The following is a 26,214-nucleotide window of genomic DNA, read 5'->3' as shown; positions in this document are numbered from 1 at the left end:
CTGCACATCCATAAGCCATGCATCCTTCATCAAGATAGGTCATTCAAAAGTGATTGTTTACAGTTTGTAGTTCAAAGTCAGCATCACATTGCGCGGCGCGCCTACCAGGTTGCCGAAGACATCGGAATAAATGCTCTGGTAATAGTGCTTGTCGAGCGCATTGTTGACGTTCAGGCGCAGCTCGGCGCGGCTGTCGATCTGCCAGGCCGCGTTCAGGCCCACGATCGCATAGCGGCCCTGGCGCAGATGGTAGGTGCCGTCGCTCGACTCGGTCGCGCCCTGCCCGTACACCGACGCGCCGACGCGCCAGCCCTGCGCCGCGCCAGACAGGCGGTAGCTGGTGGCCAGCTTGAGCTGCTGGCGCGGATAGCGGCTGTTGAAATCCTTGCCGATATTGGCCGGATCGCTGTCGCGCGTGAATTGCGCCTTCACATAGGTAAAACCGGCCGACAGCTGCCAGTCGGGCGTCAGCGCGCCCGCCACGTCCAGCTCCACGCCTTCGCTGCGCACTTCGCCCAACGCGCGCTGACAATAGCCCCAGGTGCTGCCGGGGCAGGGATACGGGCCGGCCAGGTCGTCCACGCCTCGGTTCTGCTGGCGGATCTGGAACACGGCCGCGCTGGCATTGAGGGCGCCGCCGAAGTATTCTCCCTTTACGCCCGCTTCATAGTTGGTGCCGCTGATCGGCTTCAGGGGCTGCGCATTGGCGTCGGTGGACGCCTGCGGCTGGAAGATCTCGGTCCAGCTGGCGTACACGGAATGCTGCTTGTCGAGGTCATACACGACACCGGCGTAGGGCGTGAATTCGCGCGCCACCGAGTAGCCGGCATCGTCCTTGTACCAGCTCACGCGCCCGCCCAGCACCAGCGACAGCGGGTCGGCCAGGCGCAGGCGCGTCCCTGCATACACGCCGCTTTGCTCGGTGATGCTGGCCGTGCGCCACTGCGCGTAGTTGATGACGGGGGGCGCCACGCTGCCCGCATCCCAGTGGAACGGGTCGAGCACGGGCGCGTTTGCGCCCCAGCTGTACGGCGCCCAGCCGCCATAGCTGTTCTTCGACGAACGGCGGTGGCTGGCGCCGACGGTCAGCTCGTGCTCGCGGCCGAACAGGCCGTAGCTGCCGCTCGCATACGCGTCGTAGCTGGTATTGGCCAGTTCGGCGCGGTAGCTTTGCGAATTGAAGCGCAGGGTGTCGCCGCGGCGGTTGATGCCGGAAAACGTGGTGTCGATCTCGGGCGTCTTGCGCGTGGCCGCCAGCTTGGCCTTCCAGCCGTTGGCGAAGCGGTGCTCCAGTTCGGCGAAAATGGTCTTGTCCGTCTGGCGCCATTCATCGAAATCGCTGCCCAGGTAGGTCGAGCGGGGCAAGTTCAGGAAAGTGCCATCGGCCGCCGTGACCACGCCCGTCGTCACGCCGTCGTTGTCCGTCTTGCGGTAGTGGGCGCCCACGGTCAAGGTCGTATCGGGACGCAGGTCGGCCTCGATGACGCCGTACAGCTGGTGATTGCGGCCATGCAGGACGTCGACAAAATCCTTCTTGTCCTGCACCGTGACGACCATGCGTCCGCGCAGGGTCTTCGCTTCATTGAGCGCGTTGGCCGCGTCGGCTTCCAGGCGGTAGTTGCTCCAGCTGCCCACGCTGGCCGAGAACGACGCCTGCGGCGTGGCCGTCGGGCGCTTGCGCACCAGGTTGATGGCCGCGCTGGGCGTGCCGCTGCCCGTGGTCAAACCCGTGGCGCCGCGCACCACCTCGATGCGGTCGTAGATGGCCAGGTCGTCATTGTCGCCATTGAAAGTATTGTTCGCACCGAGGCTGGTGGGCAAGCCGTCGAGCAGGATGTTGTCGACTGGAAAGCCCCGTGCGCTGAAACTGCCCGAATCGCCCGTAAAGTTGCCCTTTTGCATGACCAGACCCGTGATCGACTGCACGGCGTCGTCCAGGGTCGTGATGCCCAGGTCGTCGATCTGCTGGCGCGTCAGCACGCTGACCGACTGCGGCGTTTCGCGCAGCGACAGGTTCAGCTTGGTTGCCGTGTTGCTCACGCCCGTCGTGTAGGAGCCGCTGCCTTCCGTCGTCGCATCGCGCCCCGCCGTGACGGAGACGCCGAGCATGGTCTGCTCGGCAGCAGGGATGGCAGGCGCGGCCTGCTGCGCCAGCGCCGGCAGGCTGGCGGCCAGACACAGGGCCGCGGCGGCTTGCGCCAGCGGACGCAGTGAGGAGTGAGACGATGGCAAACTGACAAAAGGCAAAGCGTGCGACATGAAAGTTCCTGATAGTAATGGCGTCATCAGACGGTAAAAAACAGGCGCCTACTTCTGTAGGTGCCGCGAAAACGAAAAACGGGCAGCCGAATGGCTAAATATTTTTGCGCGGCGTGCTATGACGCCGGTTCGACGCTGACCCAATAGCGCGTGCGGCTGCGTACCTGCACCGGCAGCGAGTTGGGCAGCATGTTCAAGATACGCTGCGTGTCGTCCAGCGGGAATACACCCGACAGGCGCAACCGGGCGACCTCCGGCGCACAATGAATCACGCCGGGGCGATAACGGGCCAGGTCGGCCAGGAAATCGCCCAGGGTCACGTCGTCGACGATCAGCTGCCCGCGCGACCAGCCGTCGGCGGACGCATCGATGGCGTGCGGCGCGCCGGGCGCGTGGCGCGAAAACGCCACGCCACGCCCGGCCGCCAGCCGCATTGGCTCGCCTTCGCCGTCGCGGGGGCTGATTTCAACGGCGCTTTCCAACACGTCCACCGTGCTGGTGCCATCGTGCTGGCGCACGGCAAAGCGCGTGCCCAGCGCGCGCACCACGCCTTCGCGCGTGGCCACTTCCAACGGCGCGGCGCTGCCGGCGCCGTGGCCGCTGGTGACGAGGATTTCGCCGGCCAGCAGCTCGATCAGGCGGCGGCTGGCGTCGAAACGCACGTTGACGGCCGATCCCGTATTCAGGCTGAGCACGCTGCCATCGTCCAATATCACCTCGCGCCGCTCGCCCGTGGCCGTGCGGTAGTCGGCGCGCACGGTGCGGACTGCATCCCAGGCGCCCGTCTGCGCGGCCAGCAAACCGCCGCCGGCCGCCACGCCCAGCCACGCCAGCACCTGGCGCCGCTTGCCGTTGACGGCTTTGCGCTGCGTGCCGGCCAGCGCCTGCGCGGCCGCGCTGCGATGCAAGCCGTTGAAGCGCCGCGACACCGCTTCGATATGCCGCCAGGCCCGTTCATGTTCCGGGTCGGCGGCGCGCCAGCGCTGCCAGGCAGCCTGCTGCGCTTCGCTGACCTCGCTCGACATCAGTACGGTCAGCCACTCGGCCGCCTGCTGCTGCACGTCCTCGCGGATGGCTGGCGGTTCCGCCGATGCTGCCAACTTGCTCATGCCGGCAGCGAGAAAAACACCTGGCGGTTGGCACGCGTCAGGTATTGCTTGACCGAGCTGGCCGATACGTTCAGGCGCGCAGCGATCTCGGCATAGCTGAGGCCTTCGAGCTGCGCCAGCAAGAACGCCGTGCGTACGGGACCCGGCAAGCCGTCGAGGGCCAGGTCGATCTCCTGCAAGGCTTCCAGCGCCAGCAGCCGCGCTTCAGGCGCGGGCGCCACCTCGGGCGGCAGGCAAGCGAGCGCCTCCAGGTAGGCGTCTTCCAGCACTTGCCGGCGGTAGCGGTGCGCCACCAGGCGGCGCGCGACGGTGGCGAGAAAAGGCCGCGCTTCGCGGATCTGCGGCGCGGAAGCGGCCGTCAGCACGCTGATGAAGGTATCTTGCGCCAGATCCGCCGCGTCGCCCGCATTGCCCAGCTTATGCCGCAGCCAGCCCTGCAGCCAGCCGTGATGGCTGCTGTAGAGTGCGTGCAGGTCTTGTTGCTGTGCAAAATCGGCGGCCGACATGGCATCCCTTTCCGCTCAGGCGTGCGCCACCCGAGAATGTAAATAAGAATTATTCTCATTCTAACCGCGCAATGCCTTTGATGCAATCGCGGCATTGACAGAAATACCAACTAATTCAAAAGCCGGCCAACCGCCAGGCGCTGCAGCACAGGACCGCCAGCCACCCGCGATAAGGTAAAATGACGGCCATCGTCCGGCTTGCGCCGCCCACTCCCAAGCTTTTCATTGCAGGTTCATCATGCTAGATAATCTCACCCAACGGCTTGCCAAAGTCGTCAAGACCATGCGCGGCGAGGCGCGCCTGACCGAAGCGAACACCGCCGACATGCTGCGCGAAGTGCGCCTGGCGCTGCTCGAAGCCGACGTCGCCCTGCCCGCCGTGCGCGAATTCATCGCCAAAGTCAAAGAAAAAGCCATGGGCGAGGATGTCATTTCCTCGCTGACGCCAGGCCAGGCCCTCGTTGGCGTGGTGCAGCGCGAGCTGGCCGCCCTGATGGGCGCCGACCTGGGACCGGAAGCGTCGCAGATCAGCTTTGCGCAGCAGCCACCCGCCATCATCCTGATGGCCGGTCTGCAGGGTGTGGGTAAAACCACCACCGTCGGCAAGCTGGCAAAGTACCTGAAGGAAGAAAAGAAGAAGAAAGTACTGACCGTTTCGGCCGACGTGTACCGTCCTGCCGCGATCGCCCAGCTGCAATCGGTCACCGCCCAGGTAGGCGCCGATTTCTTCCCGTCCACCAGCACGGACAAGCCGGTCGATATCGCCCTGGCCGCGCTGGACTGGGCGAAGAAGCATTACCACGACGTGCTGATCATCGATACGGCCGGTCGTCTCGGTATCGACGAAGAGATGATGCGCGAAATCGCCGCCGTCCACGGCGCCGTGAAGCCGATCGAAACCCTGTTCGTCGTCGACGCCATGCTGGGCCAGGACGCCATCAACACGGCCAAGGCCTTCAACGATGCGCTGCCGCTGACCGGTATCGTGCTGACCAAGCTCGATGGCGACGCGCGCGGCGGTGCGGCCCTGTCCGTGCGCCACATCACGGGCAAACCGATCAAGTTTGCCGGCGTGTCGGAAAAACTCGACGGCCTGGAAGCATTCGACCCGACCCGCATGGCCAACCGCATCCTGGGCATGGGCGACATCCTCGCCCTGGTGGAAGAGGCGCGCAAGGGCGTCGACAGCAAGGCGGCAGCCGACCTGGCGCAAAAGATCAAGGTCGGCGGCAAGTTCGACATGAACGACTTCAAGGCGCAACTGGGGCAAATGAAGAAAATGGGCGGCATGGCCAACCTGATGGACAAGCTGCCGGCCCAGTTCCAGCAGGCGGCGGGCGGCAAGAACATGGATCAAGCCGATAAACAGGTGCGCCGCATGTGCGGCATCATCGATTCGATGACGCCGCAGGAACGCGCCAAGCCTGAACTGATCAAGGCCACGCGCAAGCGCCGCATCGCCGCCGGCGCCGGCGTGCAAGTGCAGGAAGTGAACCGCATGCTGACACAATTCGAGCAAATGCAGACGATGATGAAGAAATTGTCGGGCGGCGGCATGATGAAGATGATGCGCAGTATGAAAGGCATGATGCCTGGGATGAGGTAGTGGAAGGCTTCAAAATCCGCTGCGCGGTGGTCCTTGCGGCCGGCGATGCTCAGCGCACTAGAGTGCGCTTGCGCTTCTCGGCCACAAATACCATCCGCTCGCGGTGATTTTGAAGGCCTTTTTTACGCCGCGTGAGACGTAGTTCAAGTCAAAAAACATCGTTCTAAATAATGCCGGATTGCATTTTCATGTGTCCGGCATCACTGTTCCCTCCCTCCGCAGTCCTCCTCCCCGCATAGCCAGCAACCATGCCATTTACGGGCAAAAATGCGCTTCTGTGCCCGCAAGCGCTGCGCCCGGGCGACAGCATTGTCATTTCCCTGCTTTTTCCTCGTGAAAACGTGAAAAACACTTGCATACTAGGTAAATCCACACCAATATTAGCCGTGCGATTAATTGCGCAATTTCCCATGTGTTTGTTAAGGAGGCTCGAAGATGGCAACAGCCAAAAAAACCCCAGTAGCAGCGCCAGCCAAAGCAGCAGCAGCCAAGCCTGCAGCCGCCAAGAAAGCAGCACCCGCAGCCAAAGCAGCAGCTAAACCAGCAGCGGCGAAGAAAGCGGCAGCACCGGCAACACCACGCAAGCCAAACGCAGCATTCATGAAAGAGATGACGCCATCCGCCTCCCTGGCAGCCGTCGTTGGCGCAGCACCATTGCCGCGCACTGAAGTGACCAAAAAGGTATGGGATTACATCAAAAAACTCGATCTGCAGGATCCGGCCAACCGCCGCATGATCAATGCGGACGACAAGCTGAAAGCTGTTTTCGGCGGCAAAGCCCAAGTCTCCATGTTTGAAATGACGAAACTGATCTCCGATCATTTGAAATAATCTGATACGCGCCGGCCAACACCGAGCGAGTGCCCCGCCGCATGACTGCGAGCGGGGCATTTTTTTTGCCTGCCGTTCAACCAGCGGGCTTGAATTCCCACTGGCTCCACGCAGCCCGCACGGCATTCGGATACTCGGCCCTGCCCCGGCTGCCGTTATAGCGCCCCAGCGCCAGGTACAAGTCGCCCTTTTCCATGTCCAGGTACATCCGCAGGATGGCGCAGCCGTAGCGCAGATTCGTCTGCATGTGGAACAGCTTGCTGCGGTCATGGTCGCCGATGACGCCCGTCCAGAATGGCATCACCTGCATGTAGCCGCGCGCGCCGGCCAGCGAGACGGCATATTTGCGGTAGGCCGATTCCACCTGGATCAAGCCCAGTACCAGGGCCGGTTCCAGGCCCGCGCGGCGCGCTTCATACCAGACGGTTTCCAGGAATTCCGTGCGCAGCTGGGCATCCGGCAGCTTGCGCTGCAGGCGTTGCGACATCTGCGCCAGCCATTGCTGGTAGCGCTGCAAGTCGGCGGGCGTGGCAAATTTGGGCTGTGGCGGGCGTTCGTCGCGGATCGCGTGCGACAGGGCCAGGCGGACGGAGTCGGCCAGCGCCTCCTCCTTCTGGTTGCCGGCCTGCGCCAAGGGAGCACAGGCCAGGCAGGTGGCCAGCGCGAGCGCGCCAGCCGTTTTACTTGGCGATAAGCGCTTCACTGCGCCATTTTGCCCTGGATGAAGGCGACGATCTCGTCCGGTGCGACGCCGGTCGCTTCCGTATCGCGGCGGCCCTGGTACTCCAGCTTGCCTTCTTTCAGGCCGCGCTCGCCGATGACGATGCGGTGCGGCACGCCAATCAGTTCCCAGTCAGCAAACATGGCGCCAGGGCGCAGGCCGCGATCGTCGACGATGACGTCCACGCCAGCGCCTTGCAGGGCCGCGTACAGCTTCTCCGTCTCTTCCTTGACCAGTTCGCTGCGGTCCATGCCCATCGGGCACAGCACGACTTCGAACGGCGCGATCGAGGCCGGCCAGATGATGCCCTTGTCGTCGAAGTTCTGTTCGATGGCGGCGCCCAGGATGCGCGTCACGCCGATGCCGTAGCAACCCATCTGCAGCGGCGCCGGCTTGCCGTTTTCGTCGAGGAAGGTAGCTTTCATGCTTTCCGAGTACGCCGTACCGAGCTGGAACACGTGACCCACTTCGATGCCGCGCTCGATGGCGAGCAGGCCCTGGCCGTCCGGCGAAGCGTCGCCGGCGACGACATTGCGCAAGTCGGCCACAATGGCAGGCTCGGCCACGTCACGGCCCCAGTTGGCGCCCGTGTAGTGGAAACCGGCCTCATTCGCGCCGCAGACAAAATCATTCATGAGGGCAACAGTGCGGTCCGCCACCACGGTGACAGGCGCTTTCGTGCCGATCGGACCCAGGTAGCCGGGGATGGTGCCGTAGACTTCCAGGATTTCCGCTTCCGTCGAGAAACGGTGACCGGCCAGGCCGGCAACCTTGCCCACCTTGATCTCGTTCAGCTCATGGTCGCCGCGCAGCAGCAGCATGAAATGCTGTTTCGTGATTTTTTCGTCCTTGCCCGTCGTTTCCACCGTCAGGGCGATGGTTTTCACGGTGTGTGACAGATCAATACCCAGCAGGGCGGCCACGGTTTCGCACTTGACGGTGTCCGGTGTGGCCGTTTTCGTCAGCGCCTGGGTGGCCGCCGGGCGCTCGCCCGCTGGTGCCAGCGCTTCGGCCGCTTCCATGTTGGCGGCGTAGTCGGACGTCGGGCAATACACGAGCGCGTCTTCACCCGTGTGGGCGATGACGTGGAATTCATGCGAACCGGAACCGCCGATGGCGCCGTTGTCGGCCGCCACGGCGCGGAATTTCAGGCCGAAACGCGTGAAGATGCGCGTGTAGGCGTCGAACATGACCTTGTACGACGCCTGCATGCCGGCCAGGTCGCGGTCGAACGAGTAGGCGTCCTTCATGGTGAATTCGCGGCCGCGCATCAGGCCGAAACGTGGGCGGCGCTCGTCGCGGAACTTGGTCTGGATGTGATAAAAGTTCAGCGGCAACTGGCGGTAGGACTTGATTTCCGTGCGCACGACGTCGGTGATCACTTCTTCCGATGTCGGCTGGATCGCGTATTCGCGGCCGTGGCGGTCTTTCACGCGCATCAGTTCGTCGCCCATCTTGGTCCAGCGGCCCGTCTCCTGCCACAGTTCGGCCGGCTGCACGAGCGGCATCAGCAGTTCGATGGCGGCGGCTTTGTTCATCTCGTCACGGATGATGGCTTCCACCTTGCGGATCACGCGCAAGCCCATCGGCATGTAGGTATAGATGCCGGAGCCGAGGCGTTTGATCATGCCTGCACGCATCATCAATTGGTGGCTGACGATTTCCGCGTCAGAAGGTGCATCTTTAAGTGTGGAAATAAAAAAACGGGAGGCGCGCATAACGGTGAATTCTTTTTAAAAAGAGAGGGTTATAATCAACCTAATTTTAAAGGATTAGCTGGCTGATGCGTCCATACTTTACACAAATGCGCTCAATTGGTGCGATTCCGGCGCTTTTCGCACCCCGAAAAGGTCACCGGCTTGCGAAGTTGTGGGTAATTATGTAAAAAAGGACGCTCTGTCGCAGAAAGTTTGAGGTGCATTATGCTCGACCGTGAAGGGTTTCGGCCCAACGTCGGCATCATCCTGCTAAACGCCCAGAACGAGGTGTGGTGGGGCAAGCGGGTGCGCGAGCACTCTTGGCAGTTTCCGCAGGGCGGTATCAAATATGGCGAAACACCGGAACAAGCCATGTTTCGCGAACTTGAAGAGGAAATCGGACTCAGACAGGAACACGTCAAAATTGTCGGCCGCACCCGCGACTGGCTGCGCTATGAGGTGCCAGACCACTTCATCAAGCGCGAGATTCGCGGCCATTACCGTGGCCAGAAGCAGATTTGGTTTCTGCTGAGAATGTGCGCGCGCGATAACGACGTCAATCTGCGCCTGACCGACCATCCGGAGTTCGACGCCTGGCGCTGGCATGAGTACTGGGTCCCGCTCGATGTCGTGATTGAATTTAAACGCGATGTATATCAGCGCGCCTTGCAGGAGCTGTCCCGCTTCCTGACCTGGCCCGTGCATGGCAACGCACAGCAAGCGCACCGCCACACGTCGCGCTACCTGCGCCAGCCCCATGCGCCACGGGCACAGGACGGCGCGGCACTGGCCAAGCCTTGCGACGGCATCGCCGCCGAAGGGTGTACGCCGGAGCTGATCTTGCCGGGCAAGGGGTAGTCCGCCGCAATGAACGCACGCTCCCACGCAAAAGGGGCAGCCTGAACAGGCTGCCCCTTTTTTTCATGCCGGCAGGAAACTCCCCTGCCGCTCAGGCTCGCTTAGTTTGCTGCCGGCGCTGGCGCAGCGCTTGGCACGTCGAGCGTGATCGCTTTCAAGCCCAGGATATTGCTGCTGTACTGGCGGATCTTGTTGGCCAGGGCCGGGTCGTTATTCAGCTTTTGGCCATACGACGGCACCATTTCCACCATCTTCGCTTGCCATTCCGGCGTGGCCAGACGGCTCTTGAAGGCCGTTTGCAGCACCTTGATCATGATGGGCGGCGCGGTCGAGGCGCCTGGCGAAGCACCCAGCAGGGCGACAATGCTGCCATCGGCGGCACCGACGACTTCCGTGCCGAACTGCAGCAAGCCGCCTTTGACAGGGTCATCCTTGACGATCTGCACGCGCTGGCCGGCGTTTTGCAAGGTCCAGTCTTCCATCTTGGCATTCGGCAAGTATTCGCGCAGGGTCTTCAGGCGGTCTTCCGGCGTGTTCATGACCTGTTCCACCAAATATTTCGTCAGCGGAATATTGTCGTAACCGGCTTGCAGCATCGGTTTCACATTGCCCGTGCCGATCGAGGCAGGCAGGTCAATCCAGGAACCATTTTTCAGGAATTTCGTCGAGAAGGTGGCAAACGGGCCAAACAGCAGGGCTTTCTTGCCATCGATGATGCGCGTGTCCAGATGCGGCACGGACATCGGCGGCGAACCGACGGACGCCTTGCCGTACACCTTGGCCGCATGTGCCGCCACCAGTTCCGGATTGGTGGTCACCAGCCATTGACCGCCCACCGGCACGCCGCCGTAGCCCTTGGCTTCAGGAATGCCCGATTTTTCCAGCAGCGGCAGCGAACCGCCGCCGGCGCCGATGAAGACGAACTTGGCGCGCACGGTCTTTTCTTTGCCGTCAGCCAAGTTTTTCACCGTCACGTTCCATACGCCGTCGGCGCCGCGCTGGATGTCTTCCACCTGGTGGCGCAGGTGCAGCGCCATGCCATGGCTGTCGGTCAGGTAGCTCACCAGGCCGCGCGTCAGCACGCCGAAATTGACGTCGGTACCGATTTCCATGCGTGTTGCCGCCACTTTCTGGCCCTTGTCGCGGCCTTGCATGACCAGTGGCGCCCATTGTTCGATCTGCGCCGGGTCTTCCGAGTACAGCATACCCTTGAACAGGTTTTGCTTTTGCATCGCTTCATAGCGTTTGTGCAAGAAAGCAATATTTGCGTCGCCCCAGACAAAGGCCATGTGCGGCACGTTGTTGATGAAGGTGTGCGGCGCGCCCAGGTGCTTGTTAGCTACCTGATAAGCCCAGAATTGCTTGGAAATTTCGAATTGCTCGTTGATATCGACGGCTTTCTTGGTCTCGATGCTGCCATCGGCCGCTTCCGGCGTGTAGTTCAACTCGGCAAACGCCGAGTGGCCCGTGCCCGCGTTGTTCATCGCGTCCGAGCTTTCGGCGGCCACGGAATCGAGGCGCTCATACATTTCCATCGTCAGGGAGGGATCGAGTTCCTTGAGCATGCTGCCCAGGGTGGCGCTCATGGTGCCGGCGCCGACCAGCAGCACGTCGACCGGTTTCTCGGACGAGGCGGGAGGTGTCTTGTTACATGCCGCCAGGATCAGGCACGACATCAAAAGTAATAGCGATTTACGCATTCGTAACTCCATTTTTGGATACTGAAGGATGATTCTTGCGCGCCACCGTCGCGGCACCATCGCTGTATTGAATGAAAAACAGCCAGCCATCCGGAACGCCAGGGCGGCCGGAAAAGCGAATGTCGATGGTGATAGGCATGCTGCCGCGCTCCGGGATACGCCAGGAGCGAGATCTGGTGGCAAAGGTGCGGGCAATGGATGCACGGAATGACAATAGAATCGCCATCGTGTCCAGAGCAAATATCAAGAGCGGCGATTTTATCACCGTTATTTGCTGCCGCCGGGCCGTGGCGCTAGTGGATAATACTTACTGCAGGGTATTAAATGACGGTAACTATCGGGTCACGAAAGCGGCCACCGGACGGCAAAAAGGGCATCCCCGATGCCCTCGCTTGATGTACGCGGTACAATGCCGGCTGCCCTTTAGCCACAGTCATTCAGCCATGTTCAACCCCTCTTCCGACGATGTGCGCCGCTTCTTTTGCGACGCCTTGCGCAAGCACCGCGCCCACGAAATCCTCACACCGATGGAAGCCATCGCGCTCGACTGGATACTGGAACATCCCGAGTATGAAAACGAGCTCTCCGACGTCGAAGCGGCGCTGGCGCGCGACTACTCCGTCGAAGGGGGCCAGGCCAATCCTTTCCTGCACCTGTCCATGCATCTGTCGATCACGGAGCAGGTACAGGTGGACCAGCCGCGCGGCATCCGCCCGGCCGTCCAGCAGCTGACCCAGCGCCTCGATTCGGCCCATGCGGCCCAGCACGAAGTGATGGAATGCCTGGGCCAGATGATCTGGGCCTCGCAGCGCTCGGGCTTGCCGCCCGATACGGACGCGTATATCGACTGCGTGCGGCGCCGCTAACCTGGCTACACCGCCTGCGGCTGCAGTACCGCTGCCTTCGGCGCCTTGCCCAGCAAGCCCAGCACCACCTGCAATGCCATGGCGACAGCGCCGACGATGAAGACCACGTCGCCGAAGGTGCGTATCCAGCGCAGGTTCTGCAGCAGCGGCTGCTGCATGAAGCCTTCGCTGCGCGCATACCACAGGCCTTCCGTCACGCTGGCGTGGAACTGGATGATGCCAATCGGCAACAGACTGGTAAAGATCATCAGCGCCAGGCCCCCGTTCAAACCCCAGAACGCCCACTTCATCAAGGCAGGGCTGAAGCGGTAGTCGGGCCGCAGGTAGCGCAGCACCAGCAAGGTAAAGCCCAGCGCCAGGAAGCCGTACACGCCGAACAGCGCCGCATGCGCATGCACGGGTGTCGTGTTCAAGCCCTGGATGTAGTACAAGGCCACGGGCGGATTGATCATGAAGCCCAGTACGCCCGCGCCCAGCATGTTCCAGAAGGCGACGGCGACAAAGCACATCAGGGGCCAGCGCAGGTTTTCCATCCACGGCGCGCGTTCCTTCAGGCGCCAGTTTTCCCACGCTTCATGGCCCAGCACGATCAGCGGCACAACTTCCAGCGCGCTGAAGCTCGCGCCGATGGCCATCACGGGCGTGGTAGTGCCGGCAAAGTACAGGTGGTGGAAGGTGCCGGGTATGCCCCCCAGCATGAACAGCGAGGCCGACGCCAGGCTGGCCGTCGTGGCCATGCGCACCGATACCAGGCCCAGGGTCGAGAAGATGAAGGCCAGCGCCGTCGTGGCGAAGACTTCAAAGAAACCTTCCACCCACAGGTGCACCACCCACCAGCGCCAGTACTCCATCACCGATAAATGCGTGCGCTCGCCGTAGAACAGGCCGGCGCCGTAGAACAGGCCGATGGCGCCCACGGACGCGGTCAGCAGCGCCAGCAGGTTCCTGTCGCCGCCCGGCTGGCGCAGGGCCGGCACCACGCCGCGCAGCATCAACACCAGCCACAGCAAGATGCCGACGAATTTGCCGATCTGCCACAGCCGTCCCAGGTCGACATATTCATAGCCCTGGTGGCCAAGCCAGAAATTCCACTCGGGCGGCATGACTTGTGCAATCGCAAGGTAATTGCCGATAAACGAGCCGACGACGACAGCGACCAGGGCCCAGAACAGCACGTCGACACCGAGGCGCTGCCACTTGGGGTCCTTGCCGCCATTGATCAAGGGCGCGAGGAACAGACCGGCGGCCAGGAAGCCCGTGGCGATCCAGAACAGCGCCGCCTGGATATGCCAGGTGCGCGTGAGCGCATAAGGGAACCAGCGCGACACGTCGATGCCGTAGAACTGCTGTCCTTCCACCGTGTAGTGCGCCGTAAAGCCGCCGATGAAGACCTGGAAGATGAACAGCGCCACCACCAGGAACAGGTATTTGCCCAGTCCCCGCTGCGAAGACGTCAGCGCGAAAGCGGTGAGCGGGTCGCGCGGCCCGGCGGCCGGCAGCGCTTCGTCGTGGTCGCGCAAGAAGGCCCAGCCCCAGACGAGGAAGCCCACGCCGGCCAGCAGCACCACCACGCTGGCGACCGACCAGACGAGGTTTTCGCCGCTGGGCTGGTTGCCGATCAGCGGTTCGTGCGGCCAGTTGTTCGTGTAGGTCACTTTCTGGCCCGGACGTTCGGTGGCGGCAGCCCACGCCGTCCAGAAGAAGAACCGCGTCATCTGCGCGCGCCGCTCGGCGCTGGGCAGGGTGTTTTCCTTCATGGCGAAATGCTCGCGGCTGGCGTGCAGGGCGGGCGCGTCGGAGAACAGCTGGTCGTAATAGTGCGCCGTGCTGGCGATCGCCTGCACGCGGCGCGCCGACAGATGCAGTACTTGTTCTTCATCTACCCGGTTGCCGCGGTATTCGATTTTGAGCGCTTCGCGCAGCGCCGCCTGCGCGGGGCCGTCGAGCGCCGCGTACGCCTTGCCATGCTGCTCTTGCGCGGCCAGTTCCAGCCAGGCCGTCAGTTCGCGGTGCAGCCAGTCGGCCGTCCAGTCGGGCGCCTGGTAGGCGCCGTGGCCCCAGATGGAGCCCAGCTGCATGCCGCCGACGGATTGCCAGGCCGTCTGGCCGTCGAGGATGCCCTCGCGGTCGAACAGCTGCCGGCCGTCCTGCGCCAGCACTTGCGCGGGAATCGGCGGCGCCTGCCGGTAGACTTCCGTGCCGTAGTAGCCGAGCAGCGAGAACGTCACGATCAGCACACCGATCAGGGTGAACCAGAGTTTTTTGTAGGGACCCATGGGTCTTTCCTTTGTCAGTGCACCACGGCCGGCGCAAAGCGCTCGAACAGGATATTGTTTTCAGTATGGATGTGCGCCATCAGGTCTTCGCGGAAGGTGCGCAAGCCCGTGTACAGCGCGCGCCAGGTGGTGCAGGCGCCGCCAGGTGCAGTGATATCGTTCGTCATCGCCTCCATGGCGCGCAGGGCCACGCCATGGTCGTCGTGCTCCATGCGCATCACGTTGATGGGTGCGCCGGCCCGGGGGCCCTGGCCGCGCACGATCATGGGGAACAGCACATCTTCTTCCTTGCGCATATGGCTTTCCAGTTCCTGCGCCATGGCCGACAGGTGTTCCGCCAGCCCGTGCGGACAGTCGGCGCGGTCGCCATGCACCTGCTCGACCTTGCGCGCCAGGCGTATCAGCTCGGGCAACTGCTCGCGGTGCACGGCGTGATAGCGCGCCAGGATGTGTTCCACCAGCTCGGCGGCCGGGGCTTCCTGCCAGTCACGCGCGCCGCTGGTGTCAATCCGTCCGGCCAGCACTTGCAGTTCCTTGACGATGGGCGCCGTGTCCACGCCGGCCGCTTCGGCCGCCGCGCGCAAGGTCTTGTTGCCGCCGCAGCAGAAATCGAGGCGGTGCGCATCGAACAGGCGCGTGGCGCCGGGGATGCGGCGGGCCAGCTGGCCCAGGGATAAGTCGATCAGTTCCATAAGATGCTCCTTGATGATGAATGGGGGGGTTTTATTGGACGGCGCCCGCGTGATAGACGCCCGGCACGGGGTCGCCAGTCGCTTCCAGCACGCCCACGGCGCCCTTGCCGGCGCGCGACAGCGCATGGTCGACCAGCAGATAGCTGCCAGGGTGCTGTACCTTGAGTTCGACGATGGTCGCGCCGCCCGGCGCCACGAGCGTGGTTTGCACGTCGTTTTTCGGGCTGCTGATCGAGCCTTCGCTGTACACCTTGTCGAAGATCTCGCCGATGATGTGGAACGACGAAATCTTGTTCGGGCCGCCGACGCCGAAATAGATGCGCACGGTCTCGCCGACTTTCGCCTGCAATTTGTGCGTCTTGCTCAGGGCGCCCACTTCGCCATTGAAGACGTAGTAGTCGGGCAATTCATTGGCCATTTTTTCCAGGTTCGGTTCCTGGTGCACGGGCGCGCCATGCGGACGGCCCGTATACATCTCGCCCTGCATCACGTAATACTCGCGGTCCACTTTCGACAGGCCGCCTTCCGGTTCGACCAGGATCATGCCGTACATGCCGGCCGCGATATGCTGCGGCACCAGCGGCGTGGCGCAGTGGTAGACGAAGAGGCCCGGATTGAGCGCCTTGAAGGTCACCGTCTTTTCCTGCCCCGGCGCCACCTGCGTGTGCTGCCCGCCGCCGTGGCCGCCCGTCACCGCGTGCAGGTCGATCGAGTGGATCATCTTGCTGTCCTTGGCGTTGAACAGGGTCAGCTCCACCGTATCGCCCACCTTGGCGCGCAGCATGGGGCCGGGCACCTGGCGGTTGAAGGTCCAGTACGTAAAACTGGTGCCGTCATCGAGCTTGCCGGGCAATTCCACCGTCTCCATGCGGTATTTCAGGGTTTGCGGCGCGCGCGCGCCGATGGCGGAAGGCACCTGCGCCGGATTGGCGGCCACGCTGACGGCCGATGGATCGGGGCCGCGCATCGGCGACGGCGCGGGCGTGTACAGGGCCAGCGCGGCGGCCTGGCTCGATTCGCCCGCTGCGCTGCCGGCGCCAGCCGTCTTCGGTGTCCCGGCTTCGGCCAGCGAGGTGCCGGCGACTACCAGCTTGCCTTCCATGCCGATCTGGCGGTGGCCGGGAATCGAGCAGTAATAGGTGAACGTGCCAGCGCGCGTGACCTTGAAGCGCACGGTGGTGCTGCCGCTATTGGCGCTGAACTTGCTTGATGCCACATTGAGTTCCGGGATCAGCAAGTCGTGCTCGGCGCCTTCGCCGCTTTTCAGCACGAGTTCGACCATGTCGCCCACCTTGGCCGCCAGCACGGGATTGACCTGGCCCTTGGCGTCGATGAAGACCATCTTGCCGTCGACGATATTGGTTTGCAGTTCATAGCGCTTGAGCGCGGCGGCAGCAGAGGGTTGGCTGACAGCGGCCGCAGCGGCGGCGCTGGCCGGCAGGCTCGCCTGGGCCTGCACGGACAGGGGCATGGACAGGACACAGACGGCGGCGGCAATGGCGCGGAGGGAGGGAGTCGTTTTCATCAGGCTTTCCTTGGTCTTGTATGCCGGTTTGGCACACTTATCTAGGCAAACCGTGTGCCAGGAAAAACTTGTTTTAAATCAATGATTTGAAAAATGCAGGGTATTTACAACCCTGCATCGACATGGTTGCATATACCATTCATGGTGAATATGACCACTTCCGCCACCCATCTGCTGTTGCTCACCGACCTGGTCGCCGACCTTCCCGTGGCCGTGCGCCTGCAGCGCCTCGTGGGCAGCCTGCGCGCGCACTTCGGCTGCGAGGCCGTGGCCTTGCTCAAGCTCGATGGCGAGCATCTGCGCCCCGTGGCGATGGCCGGCCTGGCCAGCGATGCGCTGGGACGCCGCTTCGCCGTAGCCGACCATCCGCGCCTGGCCGCCATTCTGCAGCGGCGCGGCGTGCTGTGCTTCCATCACGACAGCTCCCTGCCCGATCCCTACGATGGCTTGATCGCCGAGCGGGCCGGCGAGCCGCTGCCCGTGCACGACTGCATGGGCATGGCGCTGGACCTCGAAGGCGAACGCTGGGGCGTGATCACGCTCGATGCGCTGCGGGTGGGCACCTTCGATACGCAGGCGCAGCGCGACCTGGGCGAACTGGCCTGCGCCATCGAGGCCGCCGTGCGCGTGACCCGCCTGGAGACGGAAATCCGCGCCCTGCGCCTGTCGGGCGGCGCCATGCAGGCCGATGCGCAGGCGCCGCGCGAGGAACACGACTTCGTGGGACAGAGCGGCGCCATCACCCAACTGCTGCACGAATTGCAGGTGGTGGCCGATTCCGAACTGCCCGTGCTGCTGCTGGGCGAAACGGGGGTGGGCAAGGAATTGTGCGCGCACCGCCTGCACCGGCTGTCGCGCCGCGCGGGCAAACCGCTGATCCACGTCAATTGCGCAGCCTTGCCGGAATCGCTGGCCGAGAGCGAGTTGTTCGGCCATGTGCGGGGTGCGTTTTCCGGCGCCGTCAGCGACCGGCCCGGGCGCTTCGAGGCGGCCGAGGGGGGCACCCTGTTTCTCGATGAAGTGGGGGAGTTGCCGCTGTCGATACAGGCCAAGCTGCTGCGCACCTTGCAAAATGGCGAAATCCAGCGCCTGGGCGCGGACCGGCCGCGCCGGGTCAACGTGCGCGTGATCGCCGCCACCAACCGCAGCCTGCGCGAACATGTGCGCGACGGCTCGTTCCGCGCCGACCTGTACCACCGTTTATCCGTGTATCCCGTGCCGATTCCGCCGCTGCGCGAGCGGGGCAATGATGTGCTGCTGCTGGCGGGAGGCTTCCTGGAACTGAACCGCGCGCGCCTGGGCTTGCGCAGCCTGCGCCTGTCCGCCGCGGCGGAAAGCGCCTTGTGCCATTACCGCTGGCCGGGCAACGTGCGCGAACTCGAACATGTGATCAGCCGGGCCGCGCTGAAAGCCGTGATCCGCGGGGCGGACCGCAAGGAGATAGTGACACTGGAAAAAGATATGCTTGACCTCGATGCGCTGGAGCCGCCGGCCGGCGCGGCTGCGCCGCCGAGTGCGCCGGCAGCGTGCGACGCACCGGCGGCGCCACTGCTCAGCATGCATCAAATCGTGGAAACGAGCCAGCGCCAGGCCATCCGGCAAGCGCTGGCCCGGCATCAGGATAACTGGGCCGCTGCTGCGCGCCAGCTGGGACTCGACGCCAGCAACCTGCACAAGCTGGCGCGCCGGGTCGGCATCAAGGCCTGAGCAAGGCCAGATGTCAGCGGTGGATGACCAGGGTGCCGGGCAGGCTGTGGAAGTAGGCGGCCAGGTCCTTGATGTCCTGATTGCTCAGTGGCTTGACCTGGCCCGTCATGATGGCGTTGTTGCGGCCGTTGGCCTTGTCGCCCCGTTTATACGCCGTCAGGGCGTGTTCCAGGTAATCCTTGTGCTGGCCCGCCAGTTTCGGGTACGAAGGATCGATGGGCGAACCGTAATCCTTGCCGTGGCAAGTGGCGCAGCTGTATTTTTCCGCCAGGGCCTTGCCCGTATTGATGTTGCCGGCAGCGAGGGCGGAAAACGAAACGGTGGCGCAAACGAGGGCGGCGAGTAGTGTTTTCATCTGGCGGTTCCTCAGTTCGGCTTGGCTTGTTGCGAATAATAGGCGGCGACATCGGCGATATCCTGGTCCGACAGGCTGCTGGCAATGCCTTTCATGCTGGGGTGCTTGCGATCGCCCTTCTTGTAGGCCTGCAACGCATTCTCGATGTATTTCGCCGACTGGCCGCCGATCATCGGCACCTGAAACACTTCGGGGAAGGTCGCCTTATAGCCAGGAATGCCATGGCAACCGATACACATTTCCACCTTGGCAGTGGCTGCCTTGGCGTTTCCTACAATGTCAGCCGCAGTGACGGCATTTGCGATGCCGGCAAGCACGAGAAGTGCAAATATTTTTTTCATAGTGGCAAAGTGAACAAAGGTAATCGGAGAAACGCCAGAGCTGGTTTTTATTGATTTTATGTGTTGACAATTAAGGTTGACAATTAATCTGCTGCTTGCCGATTCTAGCCAAGATATTCTTGCAAGTCCACCTATAAAACCCGCATTGTGTGCGGGCGGGTACAGGCTATCTGCGTGACGCTGCGCCGCAGTTCTGTTTATACTCACCCTTTCATTTCTTTGGCAGACCGCTCATGCAAGCAAAGCACCCCCAGCAAAGCCTCCGCTTCGAAGGTTCCGACAGCTACGTCGCCACCGCCGACCTGAAACTGGCCGTGAATGCGGCGCTGACCCTGCAACGCCCGCTGCTGATCAAGGGCGAACCGGGCACGGGCAAGACCATGCTGGCCGAGGAAGTGGCCGCCGCGCTGAACATGCCGCTGATGCAATGGCATATCAAATCGACCACCAAGGCGCAGCAGGGCCTATACGAATACGACGCCGTGTCGCGCCTGCGCGATTCGCAGCTGGGCGACGAGCGCGTGCGCGACATCCAGAACTACATCGTCAAGGGAGTGCTGTGGCAGGCATTCACGGCGCCCGAACCGGTGGTGCTGCTGATCGATGAAATCGACAAGGCCGACATCGAATTCCCGAACGACCTGCTGCGCGAACTGGACCGCATGGAATTCTATGTGTATGAGACGCGCGAAATGGTCACGGCGCGCCACCGTCCGCTCGTCATCATCACCTCGAACAACGAAAAGGAATTGCCGGACGCCTTTTTGCGCCGCTGCTTCTTCCATTACATCAAATTCCCGGACAAGGACACGATGGAGCAGATCGTCGCCGTCCACTACCCGCACCTGAAACAGGAATTGCTGGCGCAGGCACTGCAAACCTTCTACGAAGTGCGCGATGTGCCGGGCCTGAAGAAAAAGCCGTCGACGTCGGAATTTCTCGACTGGCTCAAGCTCCTGCTGGCCGAGGACATCCCTGCCGAAGCGCTGCGCAGCAAGGACAACAAGGCCGTCGTGCCGCCGCTGCATGGCGCGCTGCTGAAAAACGAGCAGGACGTGCACCTGTTCGAGCGCCTGATGTTCATGTCGCGCACCAACCGCTAAGGAGCGCCGGTGAACGACATCAGCCCGGACATGGTCTTCGTCCCCCTGGAACTGCACGGCATTCGCCTCGAAGCCTTGGCGCCGCACCACGCCCCCGGCTTGCGCGCGGCGGCCATGGATGGCGAACTGTGGAATCTGCGCGTCACCTCCGTGCCCGAGCCGGACCAGGTGGACCAGTACATCTTCAAGGCCATCGAAATGCGCCCGGCACGCTTCGCCTTTGCCGTCATCGACGTGGCCAGCGGCGAGGTGCTCGGCACTACCAGCTACCACGACGTGGTGCCAGCCATCGGACGCCTGGAAATCGGTTACACCTGGTACGCGAAGCGCTGCCAGCGCAGCCACGTCAACACCACCTGCAAATTGCTGCTGCTGGCGCACGCCTTCGACACGCTCGGCTGCGCGCTGGTGGGCCTGCGCACCGATAATTTCAACCACGCCTCGCAGGCGGCCATCGAGCGCCTGGGTGCGAAAAAGGATGGCGTGCTGCGCCACCATGCGCTGCGCCGCGACGGCACCGTGCGCGACACGGTCATGTACAGCATCGCGCGCGGCGAGTGGCCGGAAATTGCCGCCCATTTGCGCTACAAGCTGGCGCAGCGCCCCATCGCCGCACTGCCGCGCGCGGGAGACACCGGCACAGAGGAAGCGCCATGCTGATCGATTTCTTCTTCACGCTCAAGGATGCGAAGATTCCCGTCTCAATCAAGGAATTCCTGACGCTTCTGGAGGCGCTGCAAAAGAACGTCATCGACGCCTCGATGGACGATTTCTACTATCTGGCGCGCCTGACCCTGGTCAAGGATGAAGCCCATTTCGACAAGTTCGACCGCGCCTTTGCCCAGTACTTCAAGGGCGTCAACGCGGCTTTCGACACGAACGCGGCGATTCCCCTCGACTGGCTGCTCAAACGCATGCAGCGCGAGCTGTCCGAGGAGCAGAAGGCGCAGCTGGAGAAATTCGGCTACGACAAGCTGATGGACCGTCTGAACGAGCTGCTGAAGGAGCAGAAGGAGCGCCACGAGGGCGGCAGCAAGTGGATCGGCACGGGCGGCACCTCGCCGTTCGGCAATGGCGGCACGAATCCGGAAGGCATCCGCATCGGCGGCAAGGGCGGCAACCGCACGGCCGTGAAGGTGTGGGAAGCGCGCAGCTACAAGGATTACGACAGCGAGCGCGAACTGGGCACGCGCAACATCAAGGTGGCCTTGCGCCGCCTGCGCAAGTTCGCGCGCGAAGGCGCGGAAGACGAACTGGCGCTCGACGCCACCATCGCCGCCACGGCCAACAACGCGGGCTACCTCGACATCAGGATGCGGCCCGAGCGCAAGAACCGCATCAAGGTGCTGATGCTGTTTGATGTGGGCGGCAGCATGGACGACCATATCGAGCGCACCGAGGAACTGTTTTCGGCGGCGAAGACGGAATTCAAGAACATGGAGTTCTTTTACTTCCATAACTGCGTCTACGACTACCTGTGGAAGAACAACCGGCGCCGTAACGCCGAGCGTTTTCCCACCTGGGACGTGCTGCGCAAATACCCGCCCGACACCAAGCTGATTTTCGTCGGCGACGCCACCATGAGCCCCTATGAAATCCTGCAGCCGGGCGGCAGCGTGGAATACAACAACGAGGAAGCGGGATCGACGTGGCTGGCGCGCTTTACCCAGGCGTTCCCGAAATTCATCTGGCTCAACCCCGAAGCGGAAGGATTGTGGCAATACCGCCAGTCGATCGGCGTGATGCGGCAGTTGATGAACAACCGCATGTTCCCCCTGTCGATCGACGGGCTGGAACGGGGCATGCGTCTGCTCAGTAAATAAAGCCGCGCAACAAAGAGTCCATGGCGGCATGCCGCCGTCATGTCGTACACTGCGTAAAAAACTACCGTGCGGAGCATCTCCGCTGCGGGCGGGTACCATACGCTGATACCAACCCCGCCCCACCCTGCTGCATCCCGTGCGCGGCCGCCATGGCCGTGACACTGTTCGATTGCGCACATCGTGCGCGCCCTCTGCTCCGGTAGAATCGGCGCATCGCTCTGCGCAAACCATGCACCATCGCTGCACCACGCTATTGCCGTGCCAGCCCCCGTGCTGCCGGCCGGTGCCAGCGCCATTTTCAAAGGAATGAGCATGCAAAGTCTGATCTCGATCGCCGCCGACCTGTCCTGGCCGTTCGCCATTACCCTGGCCTGGGTGGTGGGCGAATTCGGCCACCGCTGGACTGGCCTGCCGCGCATCAGTTTTTACGGCGTGATCGGCTTCGTCCTGGCACAGACCCAGGTAGGCATCCTGCCGCAGACGGACGCCGGCCCCATGCTGGTGCTGGCCGACGTGGCCTTCGGCCTGATCCTGTTCGAGGTGGGCTACCGCATCAACCTGCGCTGGCTGAAGAACAATCCGTGGATCGCCGTCACGGGCCTGGTCGAATCCCTGCTGACCTTTGCCGTCGTCTACTTCATCGGCATCGAATTCGGCAGCACCTCGATGACGGCGCTGCTGCTCGCATCGCTGGCCATGTCCACCTCGCCGGCCACCATCATGCGCGTCATCAACGAGGAACGCAGCTCGGGCCAGGTCACGGAGCGCATCGTCCACCTCACCGCCTTGAACTGCGTGCTGGCCGTCTTCACGTTCAACATCATCGTCGGCTTCTGGATGTTCCAGAGTTCCACCGACCTGATCGAGGCGAGCAGCAGCAGCGCCGCCGTGCTGGCCGCCTCCGTGGCCGCCGGCACCGTCTTTGGCATCGTCGTGCCGGCCATGCTGCGCCGCCTGGGCAATATGGCGCAGGACGCCACCGTGGCGTTCGCGCTGTCGGTGATGCTGCTCGTCGCCCTCACCTACACCACCAGCCTGTCGCCGCTGCTGGCCACGCTCACCTTCGGCCTGGTGGCGCGCCACCGCCGCGTCGCCTTCAGCCAGGCGCAGCGCAATTTCGGCGCGCTGGGCGAGCTGCTGACGGTGCTGCTGTTCGTGTATGCCGCCTCGACCCTGGAATGGGCCAGCGTGACGGCCGGCGCGGGCCTGGCCCTGGCCGTCGTCGGCGGACGCCTGCTGACGAAGGTCGCCGGCGTGGCCGCGTTTTCACATGTCAGCGGCATTTCCTGGCGCAAGGGCGTGCTGACGGGCGTGGCCCTGACGCCCGTCTCCGTCTTCATCATCCTGCTGCTCGAACACGCGCGCCAGCACGGCGTGAACTTCGGCGACGAATTGAACGCCCTGGCCGCCATCACCCTGGGCCTGGAACTGATCGGCCCTGTGCTGGTGCAGCGCGTGCTGATGCTGGCCAAAGAAACCCACGAAATCAAGGAGCGCTAAATGCCGCTGGAACCTTTTGGCCAATCGGCCGCGCTGACCTTCGGCGTCGAACTCGAACTGCAACTGGTGAACCTGTCGGACTATGACTTGACGGCTGCCAGCCCCGACCTGCTGCATCTGCTGAATAAAAAGCCGTTTCCCGGCAACGTCACGCCGGAAATCACCGAGAGCATGATCGAGATCAACTCGAGCGTGCACACGCACCACGGCCCCCTGCTGGAGCAGCTGCAGGAAATCCGCGACACCTTGATCACGGCCGGCGACAAGCTCAATATCGGCATCGCGGGCGGCGGCACGCACCCGTTCCAGCAATGGTCTTCGCAAAAGATCTTTTCCAAGCCCCGCTTCCAGGAGATTTCGGAACTGTACGGCTACCTGGCCAAGCAGTTCACCATCTTCGGCCAGCACGTGCACATCGGCTGCGCCTCGGGCGACGACGCCATGTTCCTGCTGCATTCGCTGAACCGCTACATCCCCCATTTCATCGCCCTGTCGGCGTCCTCGCCCTACGTGCAGGGCCGAGATACCCTGTTCGATTCGGCCCGTTTGAATTCCGTGTTCGCGTTTCCCATGAGCGGACGCGCGCCGTTTACACTGAGCTGGGACCAGTTCTCCAACGAGTATTTCGCCAAGATGGAGAACACGGGCATCATCAAGAGCATGAAGGATTTTTACTGGGATATCCGTCCCAAGCCGGAATTCGGCACCATCGAGCTGCGCGTGTGCGACACGCCGCTGACAGTGGAGCGGGCCGCCGCGCTGGCCGCCTACCTGCAGGCGCTGTGCCGCTACCTGCTCGAACGCCGCGAAACCCCGCCGGTGGAAGACGATTACCTCGTATATAACTACAACCGCTTCCAGGCCTGCCGCTTCGGCCTCGATGGCGCCATTACGCATCCGAAAACCTACGAGACGATGTCGCTGCGCGAAGACATCATGACCACCCTGCGCAAGATGGAGCCGCACGCCGAGGCGCTGGGCAGCACGCCGGCCCTGAAACACCTGTCGGACGTGGCCAAGCAGTGGAGCGACGCGCAATACCTGCGCAAGCAGCACAGCCTGCAGGGCAGCGCCGAGGGCATGGTCGATTCGGCGATCCGCTGCTTCCGTGGCGAGCCCATGAACTACTGACGTTGCGCTGCCTGGCAACGTGGGTCGGATTAGCCCGTCGGGCGTAATCCGACAACATCGTGAGCGCTATTGGTGGCGTCGGATTACGGTCCTTCAGACCTCGGCGGCCCCACCTAATCCGACCTGCGCCGCTGCCGTAGCAAGGCGCCAAAAAACCACACCGCGCCTTCCCGTCATTTACAGCCCCCTCCCCCGCTTGCTACAATGAGAATGATTCTTATTATTGTTTAAAAACGCAAGGGGAATGCGATGCCGCTGGCAGAGCCGCTACAACGCCAGGACATCGCGACACTGTATGCCGACCACCACGGCTGGCTGCAGGGCTGGCTGCGCAAAAAACTCGGCAGCACGGCGTGCGCGGCCGATGTGGCGCACGATACTTTCATGCGCCTGCTCGACCGCGAAGACGCCGTCGCCGCGCGCGAGCCGCGCGCCTTTCTCGCCACCGTGGCCCAGCGCGTGCTGTTCAATCATTACCGCCGCCAGAAACTCGAACAGGCTTATCTCGACGTGCTGGCGCAGCTGCCGCCCTTGCATGCACCCTCGCCCGAGGAGCGCGCGCTGCTGCTGGCCACCGTGTTTGAACTGGACCGCATGCTCGACGGCTTGCCGCCCCCCGTCAAACGGGCATTTTTACTACGCCAGCTCGATGAACTGCCGCAGGAAGACATCGCGCGCCAGCTCGGCATCTCGCTGGCCACCGTGAAACGCCATCTGCAGCGGGCCGGCAGCGCCACGCAGGCGTGGCAGCAGCTGCAAATGCAGCACGAGCATCTGCCGCCCGCGGCGCACGCGAGCCTGCTGCGCGCCTGCGTGCAAGCCAACGCGCCGCGCCGCCAAGCCGTCAAGACCCTGGCCCTGCTGCTGGCCTGCAGCGCATCGCTGTATGCATTCGAACGCCGCAGCCCGTGGCGCAGCTGGACGGCCGACTACCGCACGGGCATCAACCAGCGTCGCGTCGTGACCTTGAACGATGGCACGCGGCTCACGCTCAATACCAACAGCGCCGTGAATATCGCTTACGACGGCGTGCAGCGCCGCATCGACCTGCTGGCCGGCGAAATCTTCATCGCCACCGGCAAGGATGCGGCGCAGCGCCCGTTCTTCGTCGGCACGCCACATGGCAGCCTGCAGGCGCTGGGCACGCGTTTCACCGTGCGCCAGCACGATGGCTATGCCAGCGCCGGCGTGCTCGAAGGGGCCGTCGCCGTGCTGGCCGGCGATGGCGCGCAGCGCCTGGTGCTGCGCCCCGGCGAAAGCGCCCATTTCGACAGTGACGGTTATCACCGCCAGGCGCTGGCGCCGTACGGCGGCGCCTGGCTCGACGGCATGCTGGTGGCGCGCGACATGCGCCTGGCCGATTTCCTCGCCGAGCTGTCGCGCTATAGCGACCATCCGCTGGACTGCGCACCCGCCGTCGCCGGTTTGCGCGTATCCGGTTCCTACCCGCTGGCCGACGTCGATGCCATCGTCGACGCCGTCAGCGCCAGCCTGCAATTGCGACGCAATACCGTCACGCGCTTCTGGGGCCATCAGGTGCTGCGCATCGAACTGGCGGCCCGCTGAAAAATATTTTCTGCAAAGTGAGCTGTTTTACCGTGCTCGCGT

General features: G+C 63.2%; 23 protein-coding genes and 1 pseudogene. 12 read left to right on the top strand and 12 right to left on the bottom strand.

Features of this window, described 5'->3' with window-relative positions:
- Positions 1-57: 57 nt before the first annotated feature.
- The 3 genes from BXA07_RS05505 to BXA07_RS05495 all read right to left on the bottom strand — a co-directional run bounded on the left by BXA07_RS05505 (position 58) and on the right by BXA07_RS05495 (position 3,874).
- Positions 58-2,259, bottom strand: coding sequence for a TonB-dependent siderophore receptor (locus BXA07_RS05505; protein ID WP_212592272.1), 2,202 nt, complete (start codon positions 2,257-2,259; stop codon positions 58-60).
- Positions 2,260-2,375: 116 nt separating this feature from the next.
- On the bottom strand, positions 2,376-3,368 hold the full coding sequence (locus BXA07_RS05500; RefSeq protein ID WP_076566327.1) for a FecR domain-containing protein: 993 nt from the start codon (positions 3,366-3,368) through the stop codon (positions 2,376-2,378).
- Positions 3,365-3,874, bottom strand: a complete 510-nt coding sequence (locus BXA07_RS05495) for a sigma-70 family RNA polymerase sigma factor (RefSeq protein ID WP_076566325.1) — start codon at positions 3,872-3,874, stop codon at positions 3,365-3,367. Before BXA07_RS05495 ends, BXA07_RS05500 begins: the two co-directional genes overlap by 4 nt.
- 238 nt (positions 3,875-4,112) lie before the next feature.
- Here BXA07_RS05495 and ffh point away from each other — a divergent pair, with 238 nt between their 5' ends.
- A complete protein-coding gene (gene ffh, locus BXA07_RS05490) occupies positions 4,113-5,480 on the top strand; it encodes a signal recognition particle protein (RefSeq protein ID WP_034746567.1) in 1,368 nt (455 codons plus the stop codon).
- Between the two features lie 435 nt (positions 5,481-5,915).
- Entirely contained in the window at positions 5,916-6,311 is a 396-nt protein-coding gene (locus BXA07_RS05485; RefSeq protein WP_076566323.1) for an SWIB/MDM2 domain-containing protein, read from the top strand.
- Positions 6,312-6,387: 76 nt separating this feature from the next.
- Here BXA07_RS05485 and BXA07_RS05480 read toward each other — a convergent pair whose 3' ends face one another.
- Together BXA07_RS05480 and BXA07_RS05475 are read right to left on the bottom strand one after the other, a co-directional pair.
- Entirely contained in the window at positions 6,388-6,972 is a 585-nt protein-coding gene (locus tag BXA07_RS05480) for a lytic transglycosylase domain-containing protein (protein WP_076566530.1), read from the bottom strand.
- A 38-nt stretch (positions 6,973-7,010) separates the two neighbouring features.
- Positions 7,011-8,750, bottom strand: a complete 1,740-nt coding sequence (locus BXA07_RS05475; protein ID WP_076566321.1) for a proline--tRNA ligase — start codon at positions 8,748-8,750, stop codon at positions 7,011-7,013.
- Between the two features lie 204 nt (positions 8,751-8,954).
- Between BXA07_RS05475 and BXA07_RS05470 the strand changes: the two genes are divergently transcribed.
- Positions 8,955-9,587 carry an RNA pyrophosphohydrolase gene (locus BXA07_RS05470; protein ID WP_076566319.1) on the top strand — a complete coding sequence of 211 codons (633 nt, stop codon included), beginning with the start codon at positions 8,955-8,957 and terminating at the stop codon, positions 9,585-9,587.
- A 101-nt stretch (positions 9,588-9,688) separates the two neighbouring features.
- On the opposite strand, the gene mqo is transcribed toward BXA07_RS05470, so the two are convergent.
- Complete coding sequence (mqo, locus tag BXA07_RS05465) at positions 9,689-11,287, bottom strand: malate dehydrogenase (quinone) (protein ID WP_076566317.1); 1,599 nt, start codon at positions 11,285-11,287, stop codon at positions 9,689-9,691.
- Positions 11,280-11,426, bottom strand: a complete 147-nt coding sequence (locus BXA07_RS30745) for a hypothetical protein (RefSeq protein ID WP_170909609.1) — start codon at positions 11,424-11,426, stop codon at positions 11,280-11,282. The genes mqo and BXA07_RS30745 overlap by 8 nt, the downstream gene beginning before the upstream one ends.
- A 304-nt stretch (positions 11,427-11,730) precedes the next feature.
- Here BXA07_RS30745 and BXA07_RS05460 point away from each other — a divergent pair, with 304 nt between their 5' ends.
- A complete protein-coding gene (locus BXA07_RS05460; RefSeq protein ID WP_076566315.1) occupies positions 11,731-12,153 on the top strand; it encodes a DUF1841 family protein in 423 nt (140 codons plus the stop codon).
- Positions 12,154-12,158: 5 nt separating this feature from the next.
- Here BXA07_RS05460 and BXA07_RS05455 read toward each other — a convergent pair whose 3' ends face one another.
- From BXA07_RS05455 to nirK, 3 genes are read right to left on the bottom strand one after another with little or no spacing between them, the layout of a single operon-like run.
- A complete protein-coding gene (locus tag BXA07_RS05455) occupies positions 12,159-14,429 on the bottom strand; it encodes a nitric-oxide reductase large subunit (RefSeq protein WP_076566313.1) in 2,271 nt (756 codons plus the stop codon).
- Positions 14,430-14,443: 14 nt separating this feature from the next.
- On the bottom strand, positions 14,444-15,121 hold the full coding sequence (ytfE, locus tag BXA07_RS05450) for an iron-sulfur cluster repair protein YtfE (RefSeq protein WP_076566311.1): 678 nt from the start codon (positions 15,119-15,121) through the stop codon (positions 14,444-14,446).
- A gap of 31 nt (positions 15,122-15,152) precedes the next feature.
- A complete protein-coding gene (gene nirK / locus BXA07_RS05445) occupies positions 15,153-16,646 on the bottom strand; it encodes a copper-containing nitrite reductase (protein ID WP_076566309.1) in 1,494 nt (497 codons plus the stop codon).
- 150 nt (positions 16,647-16,796) lie between these two features.
- On the opposite strand from nirK, the gene norR reads away from it, so the two are divergent.
- The gene (gene norR / locus BXA07_RS05440; protein WP_076566528.1) at positions 16,797-18,353 is read left to right on the top strand and encodes a nitric oxide reductase transcriptional regulator NorR; all 1,557 of its coding nucleotides are present in this window, start codon (positions 16,797-16,799) and stop codon (positions 18,351-18,353) included.
- A 13-nt stretch (positions 18,354-18,366) separates the two neighbouring features.
- Here the strand turns inward: norR and BXA07_RS05435 are convergent, their stop codons facing one another.
- On the bottom strand, positions 18,367-18,708 hold the full coding sequence (locus BXA07_RS05435; protein WP_076566307.1) for a c-type cytochrome: 342 nt from the start codon (positions 18,706-18,708) through the stop codon (positions 18,367-18,369).
- Positions 18,709-18,719: 11 nt separating this feature from the next.
- Complete coding sequence (locus BXA07_RS05430) at positions 18,720-19,049, bottom strand: c-type cytochrome (RefSeq protein WP_076566305.1); 330 nt, start codon at positions 19,047-19,049, stop codon at positions 18,720-18,722.
- Positions 19,050-19,282: 233 nt separating this feature from the next.
- On the opposite strand from BXA07_RS05430, the gene BXA07_RS05425 reads away from it, so the two are divergent.
- From BXA07_RS05425 to BXA07_RS31260, 7 genes and pseudogenes are all read left to right on the top strand, one after another.
- Positions 19,283-20,152 carry an AAA family ATPase gene (locus BXA07_RS05425; RefSeq protein ID WP_076566303.1) on the top strand — a complete coding sequence of 290 codons (870 nt, stop codon included), beginning with the start codon at positions 19,283-19,285 and terminating at the stop codon, positions 20,150-20,152.
- Positions 20,153-20,182: 30 nt separating this feature from the next.
- Entirely contained in the window at positions 20,183-20,812 is a 630-nt protein-coding gene (locus BXA07_RS05420; RefSeq protein WP_076566526.1) for a GNAT family N-acetyltransferase, read from the top strand.
- The gene (locus BXA07_RS05415) at positions 20,806-21,975 is read left to right on the top strand and encodes a vWA domain-containing protein (RefSeq protein WP_076566300.1); all 1,170 of its coding nucleotides are present in this window, start codon (positions 20,806-20,808) and stop codon (positions 21,973-21,975) included. The genes BXA07_RS05420 and BXA07_RS05415 overlap by 7 nt, the downstream gene beginning before the upstream one ends.
- Positions 21,976-22,287: 312 nt before the next feature.
- Positions 22,288-23,475, top strand: a complete 1,188-nt coding sequence (locus tag BXA07_RS05410; RefSeq protein WP_076566297.1) for a cation:proton antiporter — start codon at positions 22,288-22,290, stop codon at positions 23,473-23,475.
- Positions 23,476-24,606: a YbdK family carboxylate-amine ligase gene (locus BXA07_RS05405; RefSeq protein ID WP_034780287.1), complete on the top strand. Its 1,131-nt coding sequence runs from the start codon at positions 23,476-23,478 to the stop codon at positions 24,604-24,606.
- Between the two features lie 249 nt (positions 24,607-24,855).
- Positions 24,856-25,338: pseudogene (locus BXA07_RS31265) on the top strand (sigma-70 family RNA polymerase sigma factor); the annotation flags it as partial.
- Between the two features lie 27 nt (positions 25,339-25,365).
- Positions 25,366-26,172, top strand: a complete 807-nt coding sequence (locus BXA07_RS31260) for a FecR family protein (RefSeq protein ID WP_244556200.1) — start codon at positions 25,366-25,368, stop codon at positions 26,170-26,172.
- Positions 26,173-26,214: the final 42 nt, after the last annotated feature.

The sequence above is a fragment of the Janthinobacterium sp. TND4EL3 genome (assembly GCF_900156175.1).
In the GTDB taxonomy this organism is placed as follows: Bacteria; Pseudomonadota; Gammaproteobacteria; order Burkholderiales; family Burkholderiaceae_D; genus Janthinobacterium.
Note: the sequence above shows the minus strand (reverse complement) of the source record. Positions and strands in the feature narration are given on the sequence as shown.

Bases quoted from the DNA above. Each gene is read 5' to 3' on its own strand.
- BXA07_RS05420 (WP_076566526.1), top strand. From the start codon at position 20,183: ATGGTCTTCGTCCCCCTGGAACTGCACGGCATTCGCCTCGAAGCCTTG.
- BXA07_RS05475 (WP_076566321.1), bottom strand. From the start codon at position 8,750: ATGCGCGCCTCCCGTTTTTTTATTTCCACACTTAAAGATGCACCTTCT.
- mqo (WP_076566317.1), bottom strand. From the start codon at position 11,287: ATGCGTAAATCGCTATTACTTTTGATGTCGTGCCTGATCCTGGCGGCA.
- ffh (WP_034746567.1), top strand. From the start codon at position 4,113: ATGCTAGATAATCTCACCCAACGGCTTGCCAAAGTCGTCAAGACCATG.
- BXA07_RS05455 (WP_076566313.1), bottom strand. From the start codon at position 14,429: ATGGGTCCCTACAAAAAACTCTGGTTCACCCTGATCGGTGTGCTGATC.
- BXA07_RS05425 (WP_076566303.1), top strand. From the start codon at position 19,283: ATGCAAGCAAAGCACCCCCAGCAAAGCCTCCGCTTCGAAGGTTCCGAC.
- BXA07_RS05460 (WP_076566315.1), top strand. From the start codon at position 11,731: ATGTTCAACCCCTCTTCCGACGATGTGCGCCGCTTCTTTTGCGACGCC.
- BXA07_RS05485 (WP_076566323.1), top strand. From the start codon at position 5,916: ATGGCAACAGCCAAAAAAACCCCAGTAGCAGCGCCAGCCAAAGCAGCA.
- BXA07_RS05470 (WP_076566319.1), top strand. From the start codon at position 8,955: ATGCTCGACCGTGAAGGGTTTCGGCCCAACGTCGGCATCATCCTGCTA.
- BXA07_RS05430 (WP_076566305.1), bottom strand. From the start codon at position 19,049: ATGAAAAAAATATTTGCACTTCTCGTGCTTGCCGGCATCGCAAATGCC.
- BXA07_RS31260 (WP_244556200.1), top strand. From the start codon at position 25,366: ATGCAGCACGAGCATCTGCCGCCCGCGGCGCACGCGAGCCTGCTGCGC.
- norR (WP_076566528.1), top strand. From the start codon at position 16,797: ATGACCACTTCCGCCACCCATCTGCTGTTGCTCACCGACCTGGTCGCC.
- BXA07_RS05505 (WP_212592272.1), bottom strand. From the start codon at position 2,259: ATGTCGCACGCTTTGCCTTTTGTCAGTTTGCCATCGTCTCACTCCTCA.
- BXA07_RS05435 (WP_076566307.1), bottom strand. From the start codon at position 18,708: ATGAAAACACTACTCGCCGCCCTCGTTTGCGCCACCGTTTCGTTTTCC.
- BXA07_RS05415 (WP_076566300.1), top strand. From the start codon at position 20,806: ATGCTGATCGATTTCTTCTTCACGCTCAAGGATGCGAAGATTCCCGTC.
- ytfE (WP_076566311.1), bottom strand. From the start codon at position 15,121: ATGGAACTGATCGACTTATCCCTGGGCCAGCTGGCCCGCCGCATCCCC.
- nirK (WP_076566309.1), bottom strand. From the start codon at position 16,646: ATGAAAACGACTCCCTCCCTCCGCGCCATTGCCGCCGCCGTCTGTGTC.
- BXA07_RS05495 (WP_076566325.1), bottom strand. From the start codon at position 3,874: ATGTCGGCCGCCGATTTTGCACAGCAACAAGACCTGCACGCACTCTAC.
- BXA07_RS05410 (WP_076566297.1), top strand. From the start codon at position 22,288: ATGCAAAGTCTGATCTCGATCGCCGCCGACCTGTCCTGGCCGTTCGCC.
- BXA07_RS05500 (WP_076566327.1), bottom strand. From the start codon at position 3,368: ATGAGCAAGTTGGCAGCATCGGCGGAACCGCCAGCCATCCGCGAGGAC.
- BXA07_RS30745 (WP_170909609.1), bottom strand. From the start codon at position 11,426: ATGCCTATCACCATCGACATTCGCTTTTCCGGCCGCCCTGGCGTTCCG.
- BXA07_RS05405 (WP_034780287.1), top strand. From the start codon at position 23,476: ATGCCGCTGGAACCTTTTGGCCAATCGGCCGCGCTGACCTTCGGCGTC.